The following is a 17,699-nucleotide window of genomic DNA, read 5'->3' on the forward strand; positions in this document are numbered from 1 at the left end:
GAAGTGGATGATCCTATGCTGTCGAGAAAAGCCTCTAGCGAGTTTCATGGCGGCCCGTACCCTAAACCGACTCAGGTGGTCAGGTAGAGAATACCGAGGCGTTCGGGTGAACTATGGTTAAGGAACTCGGCAAAATGCCCCCGTAACTTCGGGAGAAGGGGGGCCATTGCTGGTGATCACCCTTGCGGTGTGAGCTGGTGGTGGCCGCAGAGACCAGCGAGAAGCGACTGTTTACTAAAAACACAGGTCCGTGCGAAGCCGTAAGGCGATGTATACGGACTGACGCCTGCCCGGTGCTGGAACGTTAAGGGGACCGGTTAGTGGGATTTCGATTCCGCGAAGCTGAGAACTTAAGCGCCAGTAAACGGCGGTGGTAACTATAACCATCCTAAGGTAGCGAAATTCCTTGTCGGGTAAGTTCCGACCTGCACGAATGGCGTAACGACTTCTCGACTGTCTCAACCATAGGCCCGGTGAAATTGCATTACGAGTAAAGATGCTCGTTTCGCGCAGCAGGACGGAAAGACCCCGGGACCTTTACTACAGCTTGATATTGGTGTTCGGTTCGGCTTGTGTAGGATAGGTGGGAGACTGTGATCTCTGGACGCCAGTTCAGGGGGAGTCGTTGTTGAAATACCACTCTGGTCGTGCTGGATGTCTAACCTGGGTCCGTGATCCGGATCAGGGACAGTGTCTGGTGGGTAGTTTAACTGGGGCGGTTGCCTCCTAAAGGGTAACGGAGGCGCCCAAAGGTTCCCTCAGCCTGGTTGGCAATCAGGTGTTGAGTGTAAGTGCACAAGGGAGCTTGACTGTGAGACTGACGGGTCGAGCAGGGACGAAAGTCGGGACTAGTGATCCGGCGGTGGCTTGTGGAAGCGCCGTCGCTCAACGGATAAAAGGTACCCCGGGGATAACAGGCTGATCTTCCCCAAGAGTCCATATCGACGGGATGGTTTGGCACCTCGATGTCGGCTCGTCGCATCCTGGGGCTGGAGTCGGTCCCAAGGGTTGGGCTGTTCGCCCATTAAAGCGGTACGCGAGCTGGGTTTAGAACGTCGTGAGACAGTTCGGTCCCTATCCGCTGTGCGCGTAGGAGTCTTGAGAAGGGCTGTCCCTAGTACGAGAGGACCGGGACGGACGAACCTCTGGTGTGCCAGTTGTTCTGCCAAGGGCATGGCTGGTTGGCTACGTTCGGGAGGGATAACCGCTGAAAGCATCTAAGCGGGAAGCCTGCTTCGAGATGAGGGCTCCCACCCACGTGATGGGTTAAGGCTCCCAGTAGACGACTGGGTTGATAGGCCAGATATGGAAGCCGGGTGACCGGTGGAGTTGACTGGTACTAATAGGCCGAGGGCTTGTCCTCAGGTGCTCGCGTCCACTGTGTTGGTTCTGAAGCAATGAACCGTCTGACCGCCCCTTTGTGTGGGCTGGGTCCGGTTCATCTTCATAGTGTTTCGGTGGTTATAGCGTTAGGGAAACGCCCGGTTACATTCCGAACCCGGAAGCTAAGCCTTTCAGCGCCGATGGTACTGCAGGGGGGACCCTGTGGGAGAGTAGGACGCCGCCGAACAAATTTTAGCCTCGGTCCCGAGTACACAGTGCTCGGGACCGAGGCATTTTTGCGTTCCCACTCGATCGCATGTTCCACCGGATCGAGTGAAAAGGCATCAGCGCTCTGGCGCAGCGTGGCTGCTGTCACGCAGAGTAGTCAGTGAGGGCCAGTCAGGCGGACTCCTGACGATCGGTCAAGAGGCCTAAGTGACAGCAGACGTAGGTGCCGAGCGGGTGAAGGGGGAGGTGATGGCCTGTGAGCATGACGGGCTGTGCGGTGAGGGGGCGTAGGGTGACGCCCCGTCCGTCCCTACCTGTTGTGATGCCGTCAGTTCCAGGACGTGGAGCCGACGGTCGGCTGGTCCTCGCCATGACCTTCTGCCGAGTTTTCCGACATCCCCGCGGCGCGGACGAGCTCCAGGTCGAGGGCCTCGCGCCGGATGCGCTGGTCCATGTAGAGGAGGGCCGTCACACCTGCGCTGATCGGGAAGGTGATGGCCGAGCTGATCACTCCGCCGACGCCGACCACGATCAGGAAGGTCCAGCCGACGGAGACGGATTCGCCGGACAGCCAGTCCATGGCGTTGTCCCCGCCGATCACCATGGCGACCAGGCTGGTGGGGATCTCGACGATGGCGCCGACGATGAAGACCAGGACGACGGCCAGCAGTTGGATGCCGAAGACGCGTCCCCACGAGCCGCGCACCAGCTTGAAGGAGCGTCGCAGGGCCTTGATGATGCCCTGCTTCTCCAGCATCAGGGCGGGAGCGGCGAGGCTGAAGCGGACCCAGAGCCAGGCGGCGACGCATGCCGCGGCGAGCCCGCCCAGAGAGGCCAGCGCGGCGCCCTCGCTCGGCACGCCCGCGACGGCGAGCAGCAGACCCGGCGTCATACCGGCGGCGATGACGGCCGTGGCGATGGCGGGGATCAGCAGGAGCAACCCGCACAGCTGGAGGAGGTGCGGCCGGGCACCGGCCCAGGCCTCCTTGGCGGACACGTTCCGGCCCAGCACCGCGCGTGCCGCGACCACGGTGAGCAGGGCGGTGGTGACGATCGTCCCGAGGACACCGAGCAGCAGGGTGACTCCGCTGTCCCCGAGCGAGTCTCGGACGGCGCGCAGCGCCTGGCCGACGGTGGCGTCCGGATCGTCGAGGACCTTGCTCTCGTTCCCCCGGCCGTCGTTGAACCACAGTCCGGTGGCGGCCGTGATCAGTCCCTGAGTGATGATCGAGACGATCAGCGAGATGCCGAGGACCGTGCGCCAGTGGGCGCGCATGATCGCCACCGCGCCGTCCAGGATCTCGCTGACGCCCAGCGGCCGCAGCGGAATGACACCGGGGCGGGGAGCGGGCGGCTGACGCCGGCCGGTGCCCCATCCGCCACCCGGCGCGGGCGCGGGCGGCACCGGCGGTGGCGTGCGGCGTCCCGTCGCGGCCCAGCGGCCGGGCGGCGGCTGGCGGCGGGCCCACTGTTCGCCCCATGCTCGCTGCTCCGGGGCGGGCTGGTCGGCGGGCTCGCCCTGCTGCTGAGCGCCGTGGTCCGGTTCGTCGGAAGGGGACGATCCGGGCGGGGCCAAGCCCGGAGAGTCATTCATCGTCGCTCCGTAGGTTGTTCGTTGACCGGCCGCGGCGTCCGCGGCGGGCGTATGTCAGCCATCGTGCCACGGTGCGTTCCACCCCGTACCGGTCACTGGGGGCGGTCCGGCACTTCAATAGTCGGTGGCGCACAAGGCAAACTGTGCGGATGGCTGATCAGCATCCGGTGTCCCCGGAAGGCTCCATACCTCCTACCGCTCTGGCGCTGCGTTGGGAGGAGCCCCCGGAGGGGCCCGTACTGGTACTTCTCGACCAGACCCGGCTGCCCGCCGAAGAGGTCGATCTGGTGTGCACCGATGTGCCGGCGCTGGTGGAGGCGATCCGCTCCCTCGCCGTGCGCGGCGCCCCGCTGCTCGGCCTCGCCGGGGCCTACGGGATCGCGCTCGCCGCGTCCCGCGGTTTCGATGTGGACGAGGCCGCCGAATCGCTCGCCCATGCCCGTCCCACGGCCGTCAACCTCGCCTATGGGGTCCGGCGGGCCGTCGCCGCGTATCACGCGGCGCTCCGGGATGACGCGGATGACGCCCAGGCCGCCGCGGCAGCCCTCGCCGAGGCCCGTGTTCTGCACCGGGAGGACGCCGAGGCCAGCGAGCGCATGGCGGCCCATGGTCAGGCGCTCCTCGAAGAGCTGCTGCCTGCCGGGGGTCATCGGATCCTCACCCACTGCAACACCGGTGCCCTGGTCTCCGGAGGCGAGGGGACCGCCCTGGCCGTGGTCAAGGCGGTGCACCGGGCGGGGCAGCTGCGGCGGCTCTGGGTGGACGAGACCCGGCCCCTGCTCCAGGGGGCGCGGTTGACCGCGTACGAGGCGGCGCGCGCCGGTATGGCGTACACGCTGCTCGCCGACAACGCGGCGGGCTCGCTCTTCGCGGCCGGTGAGGTGGACGCGGTGCTGATCGGTGCGGACCGGATCGCCGCGGACGGCTCGGTGGCCAACAAGGTGGGCAGCTATCCGCTCGCGGTGCTGGCCCGCTACCACCATGTGCCGTTCGTGGTGGTCGCCCCGACCACCACGGTGGACCCGGCCACTCCCGACGGAGCCGCGATCGAGGTTGAACAGCGCCCTGGACATGAGGTGACAGACATCACAATTCCGTACGTGCCCATCGCCGGACAGGAGGCGGGCACCGGAGTGCCGGTCGCTCCGCTGGGCACACAGGCCCACAATCCGGCCTTCGACGTCACACCGCCGGAGTTGGTGACGGCGATTGTCACCGAGGACGGCGTGATTTCCCCGGTCACCGCGGACGGTATCGCCGAGCTGTGGTCCAGGTCACGATCGGGTAATGGGATGATGTCGATATGAAGGGACGCGTCCTTGTCGTCGACGACGACACCGCACTGGCAGAGATGCTCGGCATCGTGCTGCGCGGCGAAGGCTTTGAACCGTCGTTCGTGTCGGACGGCGACAAGGCTCTTGCCGCCTTCCGTGAGACCAAGCCCGATCTTGTGCTGCTCGATCTGATGCTGCCCGGACGGGATGGCATCGAGGTGTGCCGGCTGATCCGGGCCGAGTCCGGGGTGCCGATCGTCATGCTCACGGCCAAGAGCGACACGGTCGATGTGGTGGTCGGGCTCGAGTCCGGGGCGGATGACTACATCGTCAAGCCGTTCAAGCCGAAGGAGCTGGTGGCCCGGATCCGGGCGCGGCTGAGGCGTTCCGAGGAGCCGGCGCCGGAGCAGTTGGCCATCGGCGATCTGGTGATCGACGTGGCGGGGCACTCGGTGAAGCGGGACGGCCAGTCGATAGCGCTGACGCCGCTGGAGTTCGATCTTCTGGTGGCGCTGGCCCGTAAGCCGTGGCAGGTGTTCACCCGTGAGGTGCTGCTGGAGCAGGTGTGGGGCTATCGGCATGCCGCCGACACCCGGCTGGTGAATGTGCATGTGCAGCGACTGCGGTCGAAGGTCGAGAAGGACCCGGAGCGGCCGGAGATCGTCGTGACCGTGCGCGGTGTCGGCTACAAGGCCGGGCCCAGCTGAGATGACCGGTGGTACGGCGCCGCAGCCCGGTGGTCCGGGCGGCGGGGCTCCGGAGGGTGCCCGGATGGGGCGGCCCGATCCGGCGGGTGAGATACCGCTGCTGCGCAGGTTGTGGAGCGGCGGGCATCTGCTGCCCGACGGGGCGTCCGGAGGGCCGGCCCACCCGGTGATCCGGCTGTTCGGCCGGTGGGTGCGGCGTCCGCTGCTGCCCGCTGCCCGGCTGTGGCGGCGGAACATCCAGCTGCGGGTGGTGGCCACCACGCTGCTGATGTCGCTCGGTGTGGTGCTGCTGCTGGGCCTGGTGGTCATCGGGCAGGTGCGCAACGGTCTGCTGGACGCCAAGCGCCATGCGGCACAGGGCCAGGCCGTCGGCGGCTTCGAGGTGGCCGAGCAGATGGCCGACCGCAAGAGCGACAACCGTGGCCAGGACGGGGCCGGGGCCGGCGCCCAGGACTCCGGTGCCTGGCTGAACGCGCTGGTGGAGCAGCTCGCCAGCGGTGGCAAGGGCGCCTATTCGGTGGTGGCGCTCAGCTCGGACTCCGGCGAGACGCCCTACGTGGCCAGCCGGGGGCCGCGAGCCTCCGGCGATGTCCAGCCGGACAGTGTGCCCGCCGATCTGCGCCGTCGGGTGGACGAGGGCCGCACCGCGCCGTACGAGCGCTACGGGAAGATCGTGCACGCGGGCTCCGGGGACGCCGAGCCCGCGCTGATCATCGGCAAGCGTCTGGACGACAACAACGGTGACGCCTACCAGCTGTACTACCTCTTCCCGTTCACCCAGGAGGAGAAGTCCCTGAGCCTGGTCAAGGGCACCCTGGCCACGGCCGGGGTGTTCGTGGTGGTGCTGCTCGGGGCCATCGCCTGGGTGGTGGTCAGGCAGGTCGTGACGCCCGTAAGGATGGCGGCGGGGATCTCCGAGCGGCTGGCGGCCGGACTGCTCCAGGAGCGGATGAAGGTCACCGGGGAGGACGACATCGCCCGACTGGGCGAGTCGTTCAACAAGATGGCGCAGAACCTCCAGCTCAAGATCCAGCAGCTGGAGGAGCTCTCCCGGATGCAGCGCCGCTTCGTCTCCGATGTCTCCCATGAGCTGCGCACCCCGCTGACGACCGTAAGGATGGCGGCGGACGTCATCCACGAGGCGCGTGAGGACTTCGATCCGATCACCGCGCGCTCGGCCGAGCTGCTGTGGGGCCAGGTCGACCGCTTCGAGTCGCTGCTCAGCGATCTGCTGGAGATCAGCCGGTTCGACGCGGGCGCGGCCGCGCTGGAGGCCGAGCCGATCGATCTGCGCGATGTGGTGCACCGGGTGGTGGACGGGGCCGAGCCGCTCGCCGAGGCCAAGGGCACCCGGATCCTGGTGCGGGGCGCCGAGGCGCCGGTGATCGCCGAGGCGGACACCCGTCGTGTCGAGCGGGTGCTGCGCAATCTGGTGGTCAACGCTGTGGAGCACGGTGAGGGCCGCGATGTGGTCGTGCGGCTCGCGACGGCGGGCGGCGCGGTGGCCGTCGCGGTGCGGGACTACGGCGTCGGGCTCAAGCCCGGCGAGGCGACGCGGGTGTTCAACCGCTTCTGGCGGGCCGATCCGGCCCGTGCGCGTACCACTGGCGGCACCGGCCTCGGCCTGTCGATCGCGGTGGAGGACGCGCGGCTGCACGGCGGCTGGCTCCAGGCGTGGGGCGAGCCCGGCGGCGGTTCGCAGTTCCGGCTGACGCTGCCGCGCACCGCGGGCGATGTGCTGCGCGGCTCGCCGATCCCCCTGGAGCCCGAGGACTCCCGGCGCAACCGCCGTCCGAGTGAGGCCGTGCCCCCGCAGCCCCCGGCGGAGCGGCTGGCGGCGGTGCCCGCGCAGCCGCGCTCCGCGCTGCCCGCCGACGCCGCGGCGCCGTCCGCCGATCCGACGGCCCTGCCGGGCAACGGGGCCCGGGTGGTGCGCGGCACCCCGGAGACGCCGTCCGACGGCCCGCGGGGCGGCCAGGAGCCGTCCGCCCGGCCGACGCCATCGAACGAAGGGGAGGGCCGCCCCCGTGGGCGCTGACCGTGCCGACCGTCGCCGTTTCCGCCGCCGGGTGCGCCGCCCGGGCGGCCGGGGCCTGAGCGCGCCCGTGCTGCTGGCCTGTGGCGCCCTGCTGCTGTCCGGCTGTGCCTCGATGCCCGACAGCGGCGATGTGCGGCGGGTGGACTCCTCGCCGCGCTCCGACGTCGACTCGCAGGTGCGGGTGTACGGGGTGAGCCCGGGCAAGGGCGAGCAGCCCGCCGAGCTGGTCTCCGGCTTCCTGGAGGCCACGACGAGCGACGAGGAGAACTTCGGCACGGCGAAGGAGTACCTGACCAAGAGCGCGGTCAAGCGGTGGCAGCCCTTCGCGGCCACCACTGTGCTGGACCAGGCGCCTGACGTGCGGGTGGAGACGGACCCGGGCGACCGGGACGGCAACGGTAAGACGGTCGTGCTGTCGGGCAAGCGGATCGCCCTCGTGGACGAGACCCACGCCTACAAGCCCGATGAGCAGCCGTACGAGGAGCGCATCCATCTCACCCTGAGCGGGTCCGAGTGGCGGATCGACGGGCCGCCGCGGGGGCTGATCCTCGGCGAGTCCGACTTCCAGCGGATCTACCGCTCGGTCAACAAGTACTACTTCGCCGATCTCGGCCCGGACGCCGAGGACTCGAAGGCCGGAGACAATGTGCTGGTGGCCGATCCGGTCTATGTGCGGCGGCGTATCGACCCGGTGACCGCGACCGTCAAGGCGCTGCTGGACGGCCCCACGGGGTGGCTGGAGCCGGTGGTCAGCAGCTCCTTCCCGCGCGGTGCGGCGCTCGGCCGCCGGGACGAGCGGCTGTCGCTGGACGACTCGAACGCGCTGAAGATCCGGCTGAACGAACGGGCCGCGCAGATCAGCGCGGCGCGCTGTGCCCGGATGGCGGCGCAGACGCTGTTCACGGTCCAGGATCTGGGCGAGGGGTCGTCCCAGGTCAGCGGGGTGCGGCTGGAGCGGCAGAACGGTTCGGAGCTATGTGCACTCTCCAGCGACGCGGCGCGGGCCTACGCCCCGGACGGGGTCGAGGGCCATCCGCGGCACCAGTACTTTGTGGACTCCGAGCACCGGATGGTCCGGCTGTCGGACGACGAGGACCGGCCACAGCCCGTTCCGGGGCCGTTCGGCGCCGATGAGGCGGGGCTGGGCTCGGTGGCGGTCTCCCGCGACGAGCGGGACGCGGCGGGGGTCACCGCCGACGGCTCGGCGCTGTATGTGACCGAGCTCACGTCGGACGCCGAGCGCGGCAAGGTGCGGGTGCGCAGCCGGGGCGGCAGCGTGGAGCACGGTCTGACGGCGCCGAGCTGGGACGGGCTGGGTGGTCTGTGGGTGGCCGACCGGGATCCGCGGCAGCCGAGGCTGCTGCGGCTGCGGGGCGGCACCGGACCGGCGGACGAGGTACGGCTGCCCGAGCTGGACGGTGGCCGGATCACGGCGCTGCGGGTGTCCGCGGACGGCTCCAGGATCGCGATGCTGGTCAAGCGGTCCGGTCACACCACGCTGCGGCTCGGCCGGATCGAGCGGCGGGGCACCGCGGACGCCCCGAAGCTGTCGGTGGGGGCGCTGCGGGCGGTCGCGCCGAAGCTGGAGGACGTGGACACCTTCTCGTGGGCCGGGGACAGTCGGCTGGTGGTCGCGGGCCGGGAGTCGGACGGGGTGCAGCAGCTCCAGTACGTGGAGTCCGACGGCTCCCCGGCGAACGTCCCGGAGGTGCCGGGCCCGAACGGTGTGCAGTCGATCGGCGCCTCGGAGGACCAGACCCGCCCGCTGATCGCCGAGACCAGGGAGAACGGCATCGTCCGGCTGCTGCCGAACACCGACTGGAAGACCGTGGACCAGGACGGCTCGGCTCCGGTCTACCCCGGCTAAGCGCTTCGCTGGACGTGCCCCGACCTGCCGTCGATCGTCTGCGGCGCCGTCGTGGCTGGTCCCACGCGGCGGAGCCGCATATCGACACAGCCGCGGCGGAGCCGCACATCGACACAGCCCCGCGCCCCTTCGGGGCGCCACCGAACCGCGGCCGACTTCCACCGATCCGCTCAGGCCTGCTCGGTCAGGTCCAGGTCTGCCCGGGTCCGCCCCGGCTCTTAGGCCAGGGCACCGATCGGGGGTGGCTGGTTGTCCACATGTGCGCGGTTGTCCACAAGGGGTGGCGCCGTGGCCCGACCGCCGGGACAGTGGTGTTCATGCGGGGCTGGTGGCAGGAGATCTCCGATCTGGTGCTGCCGGCCGACTGCGCCGGATGCGGTCGGCCAGGCGGCACGTTGTGTGACCGTTGTCGTGGAGCGCTGCGGGGGACCGCGGTGCGCCGGGTGGAGCCGAGCCCGGCGCCGCCGGGGCTGCCGGTGGTCCACGCGGCGGTGGATTACGTGGACGAGGCGCGGGCCGTGCTGCTCGCGCACAAGGAGCGGGGAGCGCTCCGGCTGGCGCGGCCGCTGGGCGAGACGCTGGCGAGAGCGGTACGGGCGGCCTGCACCGGCGGCGGGCCCGGTGCGGGGCCCCGAGGGCGGGCGGCCGTGGGATCGGGCGCGGCATGCGGGGCGAGACCGGGTGCGAGACCCGGTGCCGGACCGGGGGCGAGAGCTCGCGGAGGGCCGCTGCTGCTGGTGCCGGTGCCGTCGGCCCGGCGCTCGGTGGGCGCCCGGGGGCATGACCCGGCCCGGCGGATCGCGCTCGCCGCGGCGAGCGTGCTGCGGGCCGACGGGCGCCCGGTGAGGGTCCCGGCCGTGCTGTGCCAGCGGCGCCGGGTGACCGACCAGTCGGGGCTGGACGCGCGGCAGCGGCGGGCGAATGTGACCGGGGCGCTGGGCGCGGTCCCCGGCGGCGGGCGGCTGTTGGTGGCGGGCCCCGTAGTGGTGGTGGACGATCTGATGACCACAGGAGCCTCGCTCGCCGAGGCGGCGCGGGCGGTGACGGCGGCCGGAGGGCTGGTCATCGGCGCGGCCGTGGTCGCGGCACCCCTGACGGCCACCAACCGGAACTGATTACGAAGCCACATCGTTGCAGGCAGTAAGCGTGGCAAAGCACCTGATCGGAGGTACGGGCCGGTAGGGGGTGCCGACTTCCGACCGGTCGAGCTATGTTCGGTTGTGAGGAATGGCGGGTGCTATGACTCACTCATCCGGTTGGCGTGTTTTGCCTGCATTCTGGTGAGGCTTGGAACAATCGGGATTGAGATCGCCCCCATGGGAAGGAGGAGTCGAAAGCGCCAAGCCGGTGGCTCCGGAAGACGCCGGAGCCAAGTGCACAAGGGATGACGCTCCGATACTGACTGGAGCTACCCGGGAACGGAGTTCTGCGTGGACATCGTCGTCAAGGGCCGTAAAACTGAGGTGCCCGAGCGGTTCCGGAAGCACGTGGCCGAGAAGCTGAAGCTGGATAAGATCCAGAAGCTCGACGGCAAGGTGATCAGCCTCGACGTCGAGGTGTCCAAGGAGCACAACCCGCGGCAGTCCGACCGCGCCGACCGAGTGGAGATCACGCTCCGCTCGCGCGGCCCGGTGATCCGGGCGGAGGCCGCCGCAGCCGATCCGTACGCAGCGCTGGACCTGGCGGCCAGCAAGCTGGAGGCACGGATGCGCAAGCAGCACGACAAGCGCCATACCCGCCGGGGCAACGGTCGCATTCCGGCCAGCGACGTGGCCATCACCGTGCCCAACGCGGCGCGGATCAACGGGCATGGGGATATCGCCCCCCAGCGCACGGCGGAGACCGTCCCCACCACCCGGATGGGCCCCCTGGAAGTCCAGGGCGAGGGCCCCCTGGTGGTCCGGGAGAAGACTCACGCCGCGGCTCCCATGTCGCTCGACCAGGCTCTCTACGAGATGGAGCTGGTCGGGCACGACTTCTATCTGTTCGTCGACTCCGACACCAATCGACCCAGCGTCGTCTACCGGCGGCATGGCTATGACTACGGGGTGATTCATCTTCAGCCGGAAGCGTTCGTCGGAGAGGCAGCCGGCGGCGCCGGTGGCGCACTCGGTGGCTGACCGAGAAATTCAGCCGAATCCAGCCTGACACGTCAGTGGTGCCCCGGAGCGCCTGCGCGCCCCCCGGGGCACCTCCGTGCGACCACGGCGGGACCATTCCGCCGTCCGGGCATGAAATCATGGCCCGGCGGCCAACCGGTGTAGCGAAAGCACCGGTTGACGCCAGACCGAGTGCACCCAAGGTGCGGACCGCAAGGGCCATGGCCTTCAGGGGGAGGAACGATGGCGGACAGCTTCGGGCCCGTGTCCGACGCCGGTGAAGACCATGGCGTCGGTCCGGACGGGGGCGAGCCGCGCGGCGAACCGCGCAAGGAGCCGATTCGGGTCCTCGTCGTGGACGACCACGCGCTCTTCCGGCGTGGATTGGAGATCGTCCTGGCCCAGGAGGAGGACATCCAGGTCGTCGGCGAGGCGGGGGACGGGGCCGAGGCCGTGGACAAGGCGGCGGATCTGCTGCCGGACATCGTCCTGATGGATGTGCGGATGCCCAAGCGCGGGGGGATCGAGGCGTGCACCGCCATCAAGGAGGTGGCACCCAGCGCCAAGATCATCATGCTGACGATCAGCGATGAGGAAGCCGATCTCTACGACGCGATCAAGGCAGGGGCCACGGGCTATCTGCTGAAGGAGATCTCGACCGACGAGGTCTCGACCGCGATCCGGGCGGTGGCGGACGGCCAGTCGCAGATCAGCCCGTCGATGGCGGCCAAGCTGCTGACCGAGTTCAAGTCGATGATCCAGCGCACCGACGAGCGGCGGCTGGTGCCCGCGCCCCGGCTCACCGACCGGGAGCTGGAGGTGCTCAAGCTGGTGGCGACCGGAATGAACAACCGGGATATCGCCAAGGAGCTGTTCATCAGCGAGAACACCGTGAAGAACCATGTGCGCAACATTCTGGAGAAATTGCAGCTGCACTCCAGGATGGAGGCCGTGGTGTACGCGATGCGGGAGAAGATCCTCGAGATCAGGTGAGGGTTACGCCTCCGCCGGAGCCCGGAGCCCGGAGCCCGGAGCCCGGAGCCCGGAGCCCGGAGCCCGGAGCCCGATGCCCGGGGCCGAAGCCCCGGGTGAGCCGGGATCGGGTCAGGCGACCGCCGCCGAGACCGCCGCCACGAGCGGTGCGGCCAGCTCCGGGCGGTCCACGCGCTCGACGCGTACGGCGTCGCAGCCCACCCATTCGGCCGCCTCCCGCAGCGCCTGCGCCATGGGGGCCACCGCCTTCGGCGACTCCAGGGAGACCTGCCGGGCGACCAGGGTCGTCCCCTTCCGGGCCGGATCGACCCGGCCCAGCAGCCGCCCGCCGGACAGCAGCGGCATGGCGAAGTAGCCGTAGACCCGCTTGGGCCTGGGCACATACGCCTCCAGCCGATGGCTGAAGCCGAAGATCCGCTCGGTGCGCGCCCGGTCCCATATCAGCGAGTCGAAGGGCGACAGCAGGGTGGTGCGGTGCCTGCCGCGCGGCGGGGTGGCCAGCGCCTCGGGGTCCGCCCAGGCCGGTTTGTCCCAGCCCTCGACCGCCACCGGCACCAGCCCCGAGTCCGCGATCACCGCCTGCACCTGCTCGCCCTTGAGCCGGTGGTAGTCGGCGATGTCCGCCCGCGTGCCCACGCCCAGGGACTGCCCGGCCAGCCGGACCAGCCGGCGCAGACACTCCAGGTCGTCCAGGTCGTCATGGAGCAGGGCGTCCGGCACGGCGCGCTCCGCCAGGTCGTACACCCGCTTCCAGCCGCGCCGCTCGACGCACACCACCTCGCCGAACATCAGCGCCCGCTCGACCGCGATCTTCGCGGCCGACCAGTCCCACCACGGCCCGCCGTTCTTGGCCCCGCCCAGCTCCGTCGCGGTCAGCGGGCCCTCCGCGCGCAGCTGCTTCACCACCGTCTCGTACACCCCGTCCGGCAGCTCGTGGTGCCAGTGCGGCCGGAGGCGGTAGGCGCGGCGCCGGAAGGCGAAGTGCGGCCACTCCTCGATCGGCAGCACGCACGCGGCATGCGACCAGTACTCGAAGGCGTGGGTGCCGGTCCAGTACGCCGACTCGACCGTCTTGCGGCCGACCGCGCCCAGCCGTGCGTACGGAATCAGCTCATGGGAGCGGGCCAGCACCGAGATCGTGTCGAGCTGCACCGCGCCCAGGTGGCGCAGCACGCCCCGCACCCCGCCACGCCGGTCGGGGGCGCCCAGCAGCCCCTGGGCGCGCAGCGCTATCCGGCGCGCCTCGTCGGCGGAGAGGGTGGCCTCGGGCATGCGGTCCACGGCGGACCCGGTGGCGGCGTTCGTCATGCGCGCCACCGTAGTAGCACCCACTGACAACGCCGCCGACGCCGCCCGCGTCCGCCGGTTGCCCCAGGCCCCGGGCCCCTCGACCGCCGACGCGGCTCTCAGGCGACCGACGGCGCCGTGGACGCCCGGTCCGTCCGGTCCGCCCGGCCTGCCCGGTCCGCCCGCCCGGACGCCTCCGAGGGGTCCTGGGGCGCGTTGGCCGCCACGGCCGCCTTCGCGGGCAGATACGGCGTCGTCGAGGGCAGCCCCCAGTCGGAGGGCAGCAGCGCGCCCCGCCAGGCGTCCCGCCGGGTCCCCTGGTGGACGATCCGGGCGCGGTCCGTCCCCTCCATCCGGAAGCCCACCCCGAGGGCGACCGCCCGCGAGCCCTCGTTCCCGGCCTCGCTGCACCACTCCAGGCGCTCCACCCCGAGCCGGGTGAACGCCCACTCGATCACGGCCCGCGCCGCCTCACCCGTATAGCCGCGCCGCCGCTGCTCGCGCGCCGTCCAGTAGCCCAGCTCGGCCTGGTGCTCGGGGGAGCGCAGATGGGCCAGCCGGACCAGGCCCATGGCACCGACGAGCGCGCCGTCACCCTTGGTGACCACCGCGAAGTCGTAGGTCACGTCGTCACGCCAGTTCTCGGGGCAGATCCGGCCGGTGAAGTCCGCCGCGTGCGCGCGTTCGTACGGGGAGGGCACGCTGGTCCATCGCTGGATGTCCGGGTCCTGACAAGCGGCGAAGACCGCGTCCGTGTCGGAGGGCCGGAAGGGGCGCAGGACCAGGCGCTCGGTGGTGAGGGTGACAGGCTCCATGCGACCCGAGTCTGCGCCGCCGTCGTCACTCACCGCGAGCGGTTTCGGCGAATTGGAGGGCACCTGGGGGGCCTCTCGGGCGTTGACACGGTGAGGTGACATCCGGTCCTCGTGGTGACGGACCTCCCGGCGTGCCGGGGTCTGTCTTACGATGGCCGTTGCGGCGGGGCCTGCGCCCCTTGACAATGCCGCGCCAGCGCACCCCGACCGTGCCAGGCCCGACCGGCAAGGAGCCAGCCTACGTGTCCGTCCTCAACAAGCTCATGCGTGCAGGCGAAGGAAAGATCCTGCGCAAGCTGCACCGCATCGCGGACCAGGTCAATTCCATCGAAGAGGACTTCCTGTCCCTCTCCGACGCCGAGCTGCGCGCCCTCACCGACGAGTACAAGCAGCGCTATGAAGACGGTGAGTCCCTCGACGACCTGATGCCCGAAGCGTTCGCCACGGTGCGCGAGGCGGCCAAGCGGGTGCTCGGACAGCGTCACTACGACGTCCAGCTGATGGGCGGCGCGGCGCTGCATCTCGGGTATGTCGCCGAGATGAAGACCGGTGAGGGCAAGACCCTGGTCGGCACCCTCCCGGCGTATCTGAACGCGCTGTCGGGCAAGGGCGTCCACCTCATCACGGTCAACGACTACCTGGCCGAGCGCGACTCCGAGTGGATGGGCCGGGTGCACCGGTTCCTCGGCCTCGAGGTCGGCTGCATCCTCGCCAACATGACCCCGGCGCAGCGCCGCGAGCAGTACGCGTGCGACATCACCTACGGCACCAACAACGAGTTCGGCTTCGACTATCTGCGCGACAACATGGCGTGGTCGAAGGACGAGCTGGTCCAGCGCGGCCACAACTACGCGATCGTGGACGAGGTCGACTCGATCCTGGTGGACGAGGCCCGTACGCCGCTGATCATCTCCGGCCCGGCCGACCAGGCCACCAAGTGGTACGGCGACTTCGCCAAGCTGGTCACCCGGCTCACCCGGGGCCAGGCCGCCGAGCCGCAGAAGGGCCAGGAGGAGACCGGGGACTACGAGGTCGACGAGAAGAAGCGCACCGTCGGCATCCATGAGTCCGGGGTCACCAAGGTCGAGGACTGGCTGGGGATCGACAACCTCTACGAGTCGGTCAACACCCCGCTGGTCGGCTACCTCAACAACGCGATCAAGGCCAAGGAGCTCTTCAAGAAGGACAAGGACTACGTCGTCATGGACGGCGAAGTCATGATCGTCGACGAGCACACCGGCCGTATCCTCGCGGGCCGCCGCTACAACGAGGGCATGCACCAGGCCATCGAGGCGAAGGAAGGGGTGGAGATCAAGGACGAGAACCAGACGCTCGCCACGATCACCCTCCAGAACTTCTTCCGCCTGTACGACAAGCTCTCCGGCATGACCGGTACGGCGATGACCGAGGCCGCCGAGTTCCACCAGATCTACAAGCTCGGCGTGGTGCCGATCCCGACCCACCGCCCGCTTGCCCGGCTCGACCAGTCCGACCTGATCTACCGCACCGAGGTCGCGAAGTTCGACGCGGTGGTCGAGGACATCGTCGAGAAGCACACCAAGGGCCAGCCGGTCCTGGTCGGCACGACCTCGGTGGAGAAGTCCGAGTACCTCTCCCAGCAGCTCGCCAAGCGCGGGGTGCCGCATGAGGTGCTCAACGCCAAGCAGCACGACCGGGAGGCGACGATCGTCGCCCAGGCCGGCCGTAAGGGCGCCGTGACCGTCGCGACCAACATGGCGGGCCGCGGTACCGACATCAAGCTCGGTGGCAACCCCGACGACCTCGCCGAGGCCGAGCTGCGCCAGCGCGGTCTGGACCCGGTGGAGCACTCCGAGGAGTGGGCGGCCGCGCTGCCCGCCGCCCTGGAGAAGGCCGAGGCCGCGGTCAAGGCCGAGTTCGAGGAGGTCAAGGAGCTCGGCGGGCTGTATGTGCTGGGCACCGAGCGCCATGAGTCGCGCCGTATCGACAACCAGCTGCGCGGCCGCTCCGGCCGTCAGGGCGACCCCGGCGAGTCCCGCTTCTACCTCTCCCTCGGCGACGACCTGATGCGGCTGTTCAAGGCGCAGATGGTCGAGCGCGTCATGGCGATGGCGAACGTCCCGGACGACGTCCCGATCGAGAACAAGATGGTCACGCGGGCCATCGCCTCCGCCCAGTCGCAGGTCGAGCAGCAGAACTTCGAGACCCGTAAGAACGTCCTGAAGTACGACGAGGTCCTCAACCGCCAGCGCGAGGTCATCTACGGCGAGCGCCGCCGCGTCCTGGAGGGCGAGGACCTTCAGGACCAGGTCGGCCACTTCATGGACGACACCATCGAGGCCTATGTGCGGGCGGAGACGGTCGAGGGCTTCGCCGAGGAGTGGGACCTGGACCGGCTGTGGAACGCGTTCAAGCAGCTCTACCCGGTCAGCGTGACCATCGAGGAGCTGGAGGAGGAGGCCGGCGACCGCGCCGGGATCACCGCCGAGTTCATCGAGGAGTCCATCAAGGACGACATCCACCAGCAGTACGAGGCGCGTGAGGAGCAGCTGGGCTCCGAGATCATGCGTGAGCTGGAGCGGCGGGTCGTGCTCTCCGTCCTGGACCGCAAGTGGCGCGAGCACCTCTACGAGATGGACTACCTCCAGGAGGGCATCGGGCTGCGCGCGATGGCCCAGAAGGACCCGCTGGTCGAGTACCAGCGCGAGGGCTTCGACATGTTCCAGGCCATGATGGAGGGCATCAAGGAGGAGTCCGTCGGCTATCTGTTCAACCTGGAGGTCCAGGTCGAGCAGCAGGTCGAGGAGGTGCCGGTCGAGGCGGCGGAGGAGCAGGTCGCCCTTGAGAAGGACGTGCAGGACGCGGTGCCGGCGGGCGCGCCGTCCGCGGGCTCCTCGGCCGCCCGCCCCGAGATCCGCGCCAAGGGCCTGGAGGCCCCGCAGCGGCCGGACCGGCTGCACTTCTCCGCTCCGACGGTGGACGGAGAGGGCGGTGTCGTCGAGGGCGACTTCCCCAATGGCGAGACGCCGCCGGCGCCGCGGTCGGAGGCTGATGGGTTGACGCGGGCGGAGCGGCGGAAGGCGCAGAAGGGGCGGCGCCGCAAGAAGTAGTGACCGGGCTGGGCTGGGGTGAACGGGCCGGGGCGCCGCGCGAGAGCGTGGCACCCCGGCCCGTTCGCGTTGTGCGCGCCGCGTGGCGGTACGGGGCGTACCGCCACGCGGCGGTACGGGGCTGGCCCACGGTGTCGGCCCCCGGGAGCCCCGGGCCCTATGGGGGTCCGGCGGACGACGGGGCGGAGCCGCATGGCGCTGCTTTCCCCTCCCCGCCCCTCCCCGCAACCAGGGGCTCCGCCCCCGGCCCCCGTGACCTGGGGCTCCGCTTCCGGGTCCCCGTGACCTGGGGCTCCGCTTCCGGGTCCCCGTGACCTGGGGCTCCGCTTCCGGGTCCCCGTGACCTGGGGCTCCGCTTCCGGGTCCCCGTGACCTGGGGCTCCGC

General features: G+C 69.9%; 11 protein-coding genes and 2 rRNA genes. 10 read left to right on the forward strand and 3 right to left on the reverse strand.

The annotated features are described in order from the left end of the window. Both ACT2CW_RS30850 and rrf read left to right on the forward strand, forming a co-directional pair. Positions 1–1,363 (forward strand): 23S ribosomal RNA (locus ACT2CW_RS30850); the annotation flags it as partial. Positions 1,364–1,453: 90 nt separating this feature from the next. After that, a 5S ribosomal RNA gene (gene rrf, locus ACT2CW_RS30855) occupies positions 1,454–1,570 on the forward strand. A gap of 309 nt (positions 1,571–1,879) precedes the next feature. Here rrf and ACT2CW_RS30860 read toward each other — a convergent pair. Next, on the reverse strand, positions 1,880–3,145 hold the full coding sequence (locus ACT2CW_RS30860; protein WP_445519018.1) for a DUF7544 domain-containing protein: 1,266 nt from the start codon (positions 3,143–3,145) through the stop codon (positions 1,880–1,882). A 149-nt stretch (positions 3,146–3,294) separates the two neighbouring features. Between ACT2CW_RS30860 and mtnA the strand changes: the two genes are divergently transcribed. From mtnA to ACT2CW_RS30895, 7 genes are all read left to right on the forward strand, one after another. Then, complete coding sequence (gene mtnA / locus ACT2CW_RS30865; protein WP_445519019.1) at positions 3,295–4,452, forward strand: S-methyl-5-thioribose-1-phosphate isomerase; 1,158 nt, start codon at positions 3,295–3,297, stop codon at positions 4,450–4,452. After that, entirely contained in the window at positions 4,449–5,126 is a 678-nt protein-coding gene (gene mtrA, locus ACT2CW_RS30870; RefSeq protein WP_014061181.1) for a two-component system response regulator MtrA, read from the forward strand. Before mtnA ends, mtrA begins: the two co-directional genes overlap by 4 nt. Positions 5,127–5,190: 64 nt before the next feature. After that, on the forward strand, positions 5,191–7,164 hold the full coding sequence (mtrB, locus tag ACT2CW_RS30875) for an MtrAB system histidine kinase MtrB (RefSeq protein ID WP_445519020.1): 1,974 nt from the start codon (positions 5,191–5,193) through the stop codon (positions 7,162–7,164). Next, entirely contained in the window at positions 7,154–9,031 is a 1,878-nt protein-coding gene (locus tag ACT2CW_RS30880; protein ID WP_445519021.1) for an LpqB family beta-propeller domain-containing protein, read from the forward strand. The genes mtrB and ACT2CW_RS30880 overlap by 11 nt, the downstream gene beginning before the upstream one ends. Before the next feature lie 317 nt (positions 9,032–9,348). Then, on the forward strand, positions 9,349–10,146 hold the full coding sequence (locus ACT2CW_RS30885) for a ComF family protein (protein WP_445519022.1): 798 nt from the start codon (positions 9,349–9,351) through the stop codon (positions 10,144–10,146). Positions 10,147–10,461: 315 nt separating this feature from the next. Beyond that, positions 10,462–11,151 (forward strand): ribosome hibernation-promoting factor, HPF/YfiA family, encoded by a 690-nt coding sequence (gene hpf / locus ACT2CW_RS30890; RefSeq protein WP_037954739.1) that lies wholly within the window; start codon positions 10,462–10,464, stop codon positions 11,149–11,151. A gap of 222 nt (positions 11,152–11,373) precedes the next feature. Continuing rightward, a complete protein-coding gene (locus ACT2CW_RS30895) occupies positions 11,374–12,123 on the forward strand; it encodes a response regulator (protein WP_014061176.1) in 750 nt (249 codons plus the stop codon). A 111-nt stretch (positions 12,124–12,234) separates the two neighbouring features. Here the strand turns inward: ACT2CW_RS30895 and ACT2CW_RS30900 are convergent, their stop codons facing one another. Both ACT2CW_RS30900 and ACT2CW_RS30905 read right to left on the reverse strand, forming a co-directional pair. Further along, the gene (locus ACT2CW_RS30900) at positions 12,235–13,431 is read right to left on the reverse strand and encodes a winged helix-turn-helix domain-containing protein (protein ID WP_445519023.1); all 1,197 of its coding nucleotides are present in this window, start codon (positions 13,429–13,431) and stop codon (positions 12,235–12,237) included. A 98-nt stretch (positions 13,432–13,529) separates the two neighbouring features. Continuing rightward, positions 13,530–14,225 carry a GNAT family N-acetyltransferase gene (locus ACT2CW_RS30905; protein ID WP_445519024.1) on the reverse strand — a complete coding sequence of 232 codons (696 nt, stop codon included), beginning with the start codon at positions 14,223–14,225 and terminating at the stop codon, positions 13,530–13,532. Between the two features lie 242 nt (positions 14,226–14,467). Between ACT2CW_RS30905 and secA the strand changes: the two genes are divergently transcribed. Further along, a complete protein-coding gene (secA, locus tag ACT2CW_RS30910) occupies positions 14,468–17,314 on the forward strand; it encodes a preprotein translocase subunit SecA (RefSeq protein WP_164436488.1) in 2,847 nt (948 codons plus the stop codon). Positions 17,315–17,699 lie beyond the last annotated feature (385 nt).

The organism is Streptomyces sp. NEAU-174 (genome assembly GCF_052665095.1).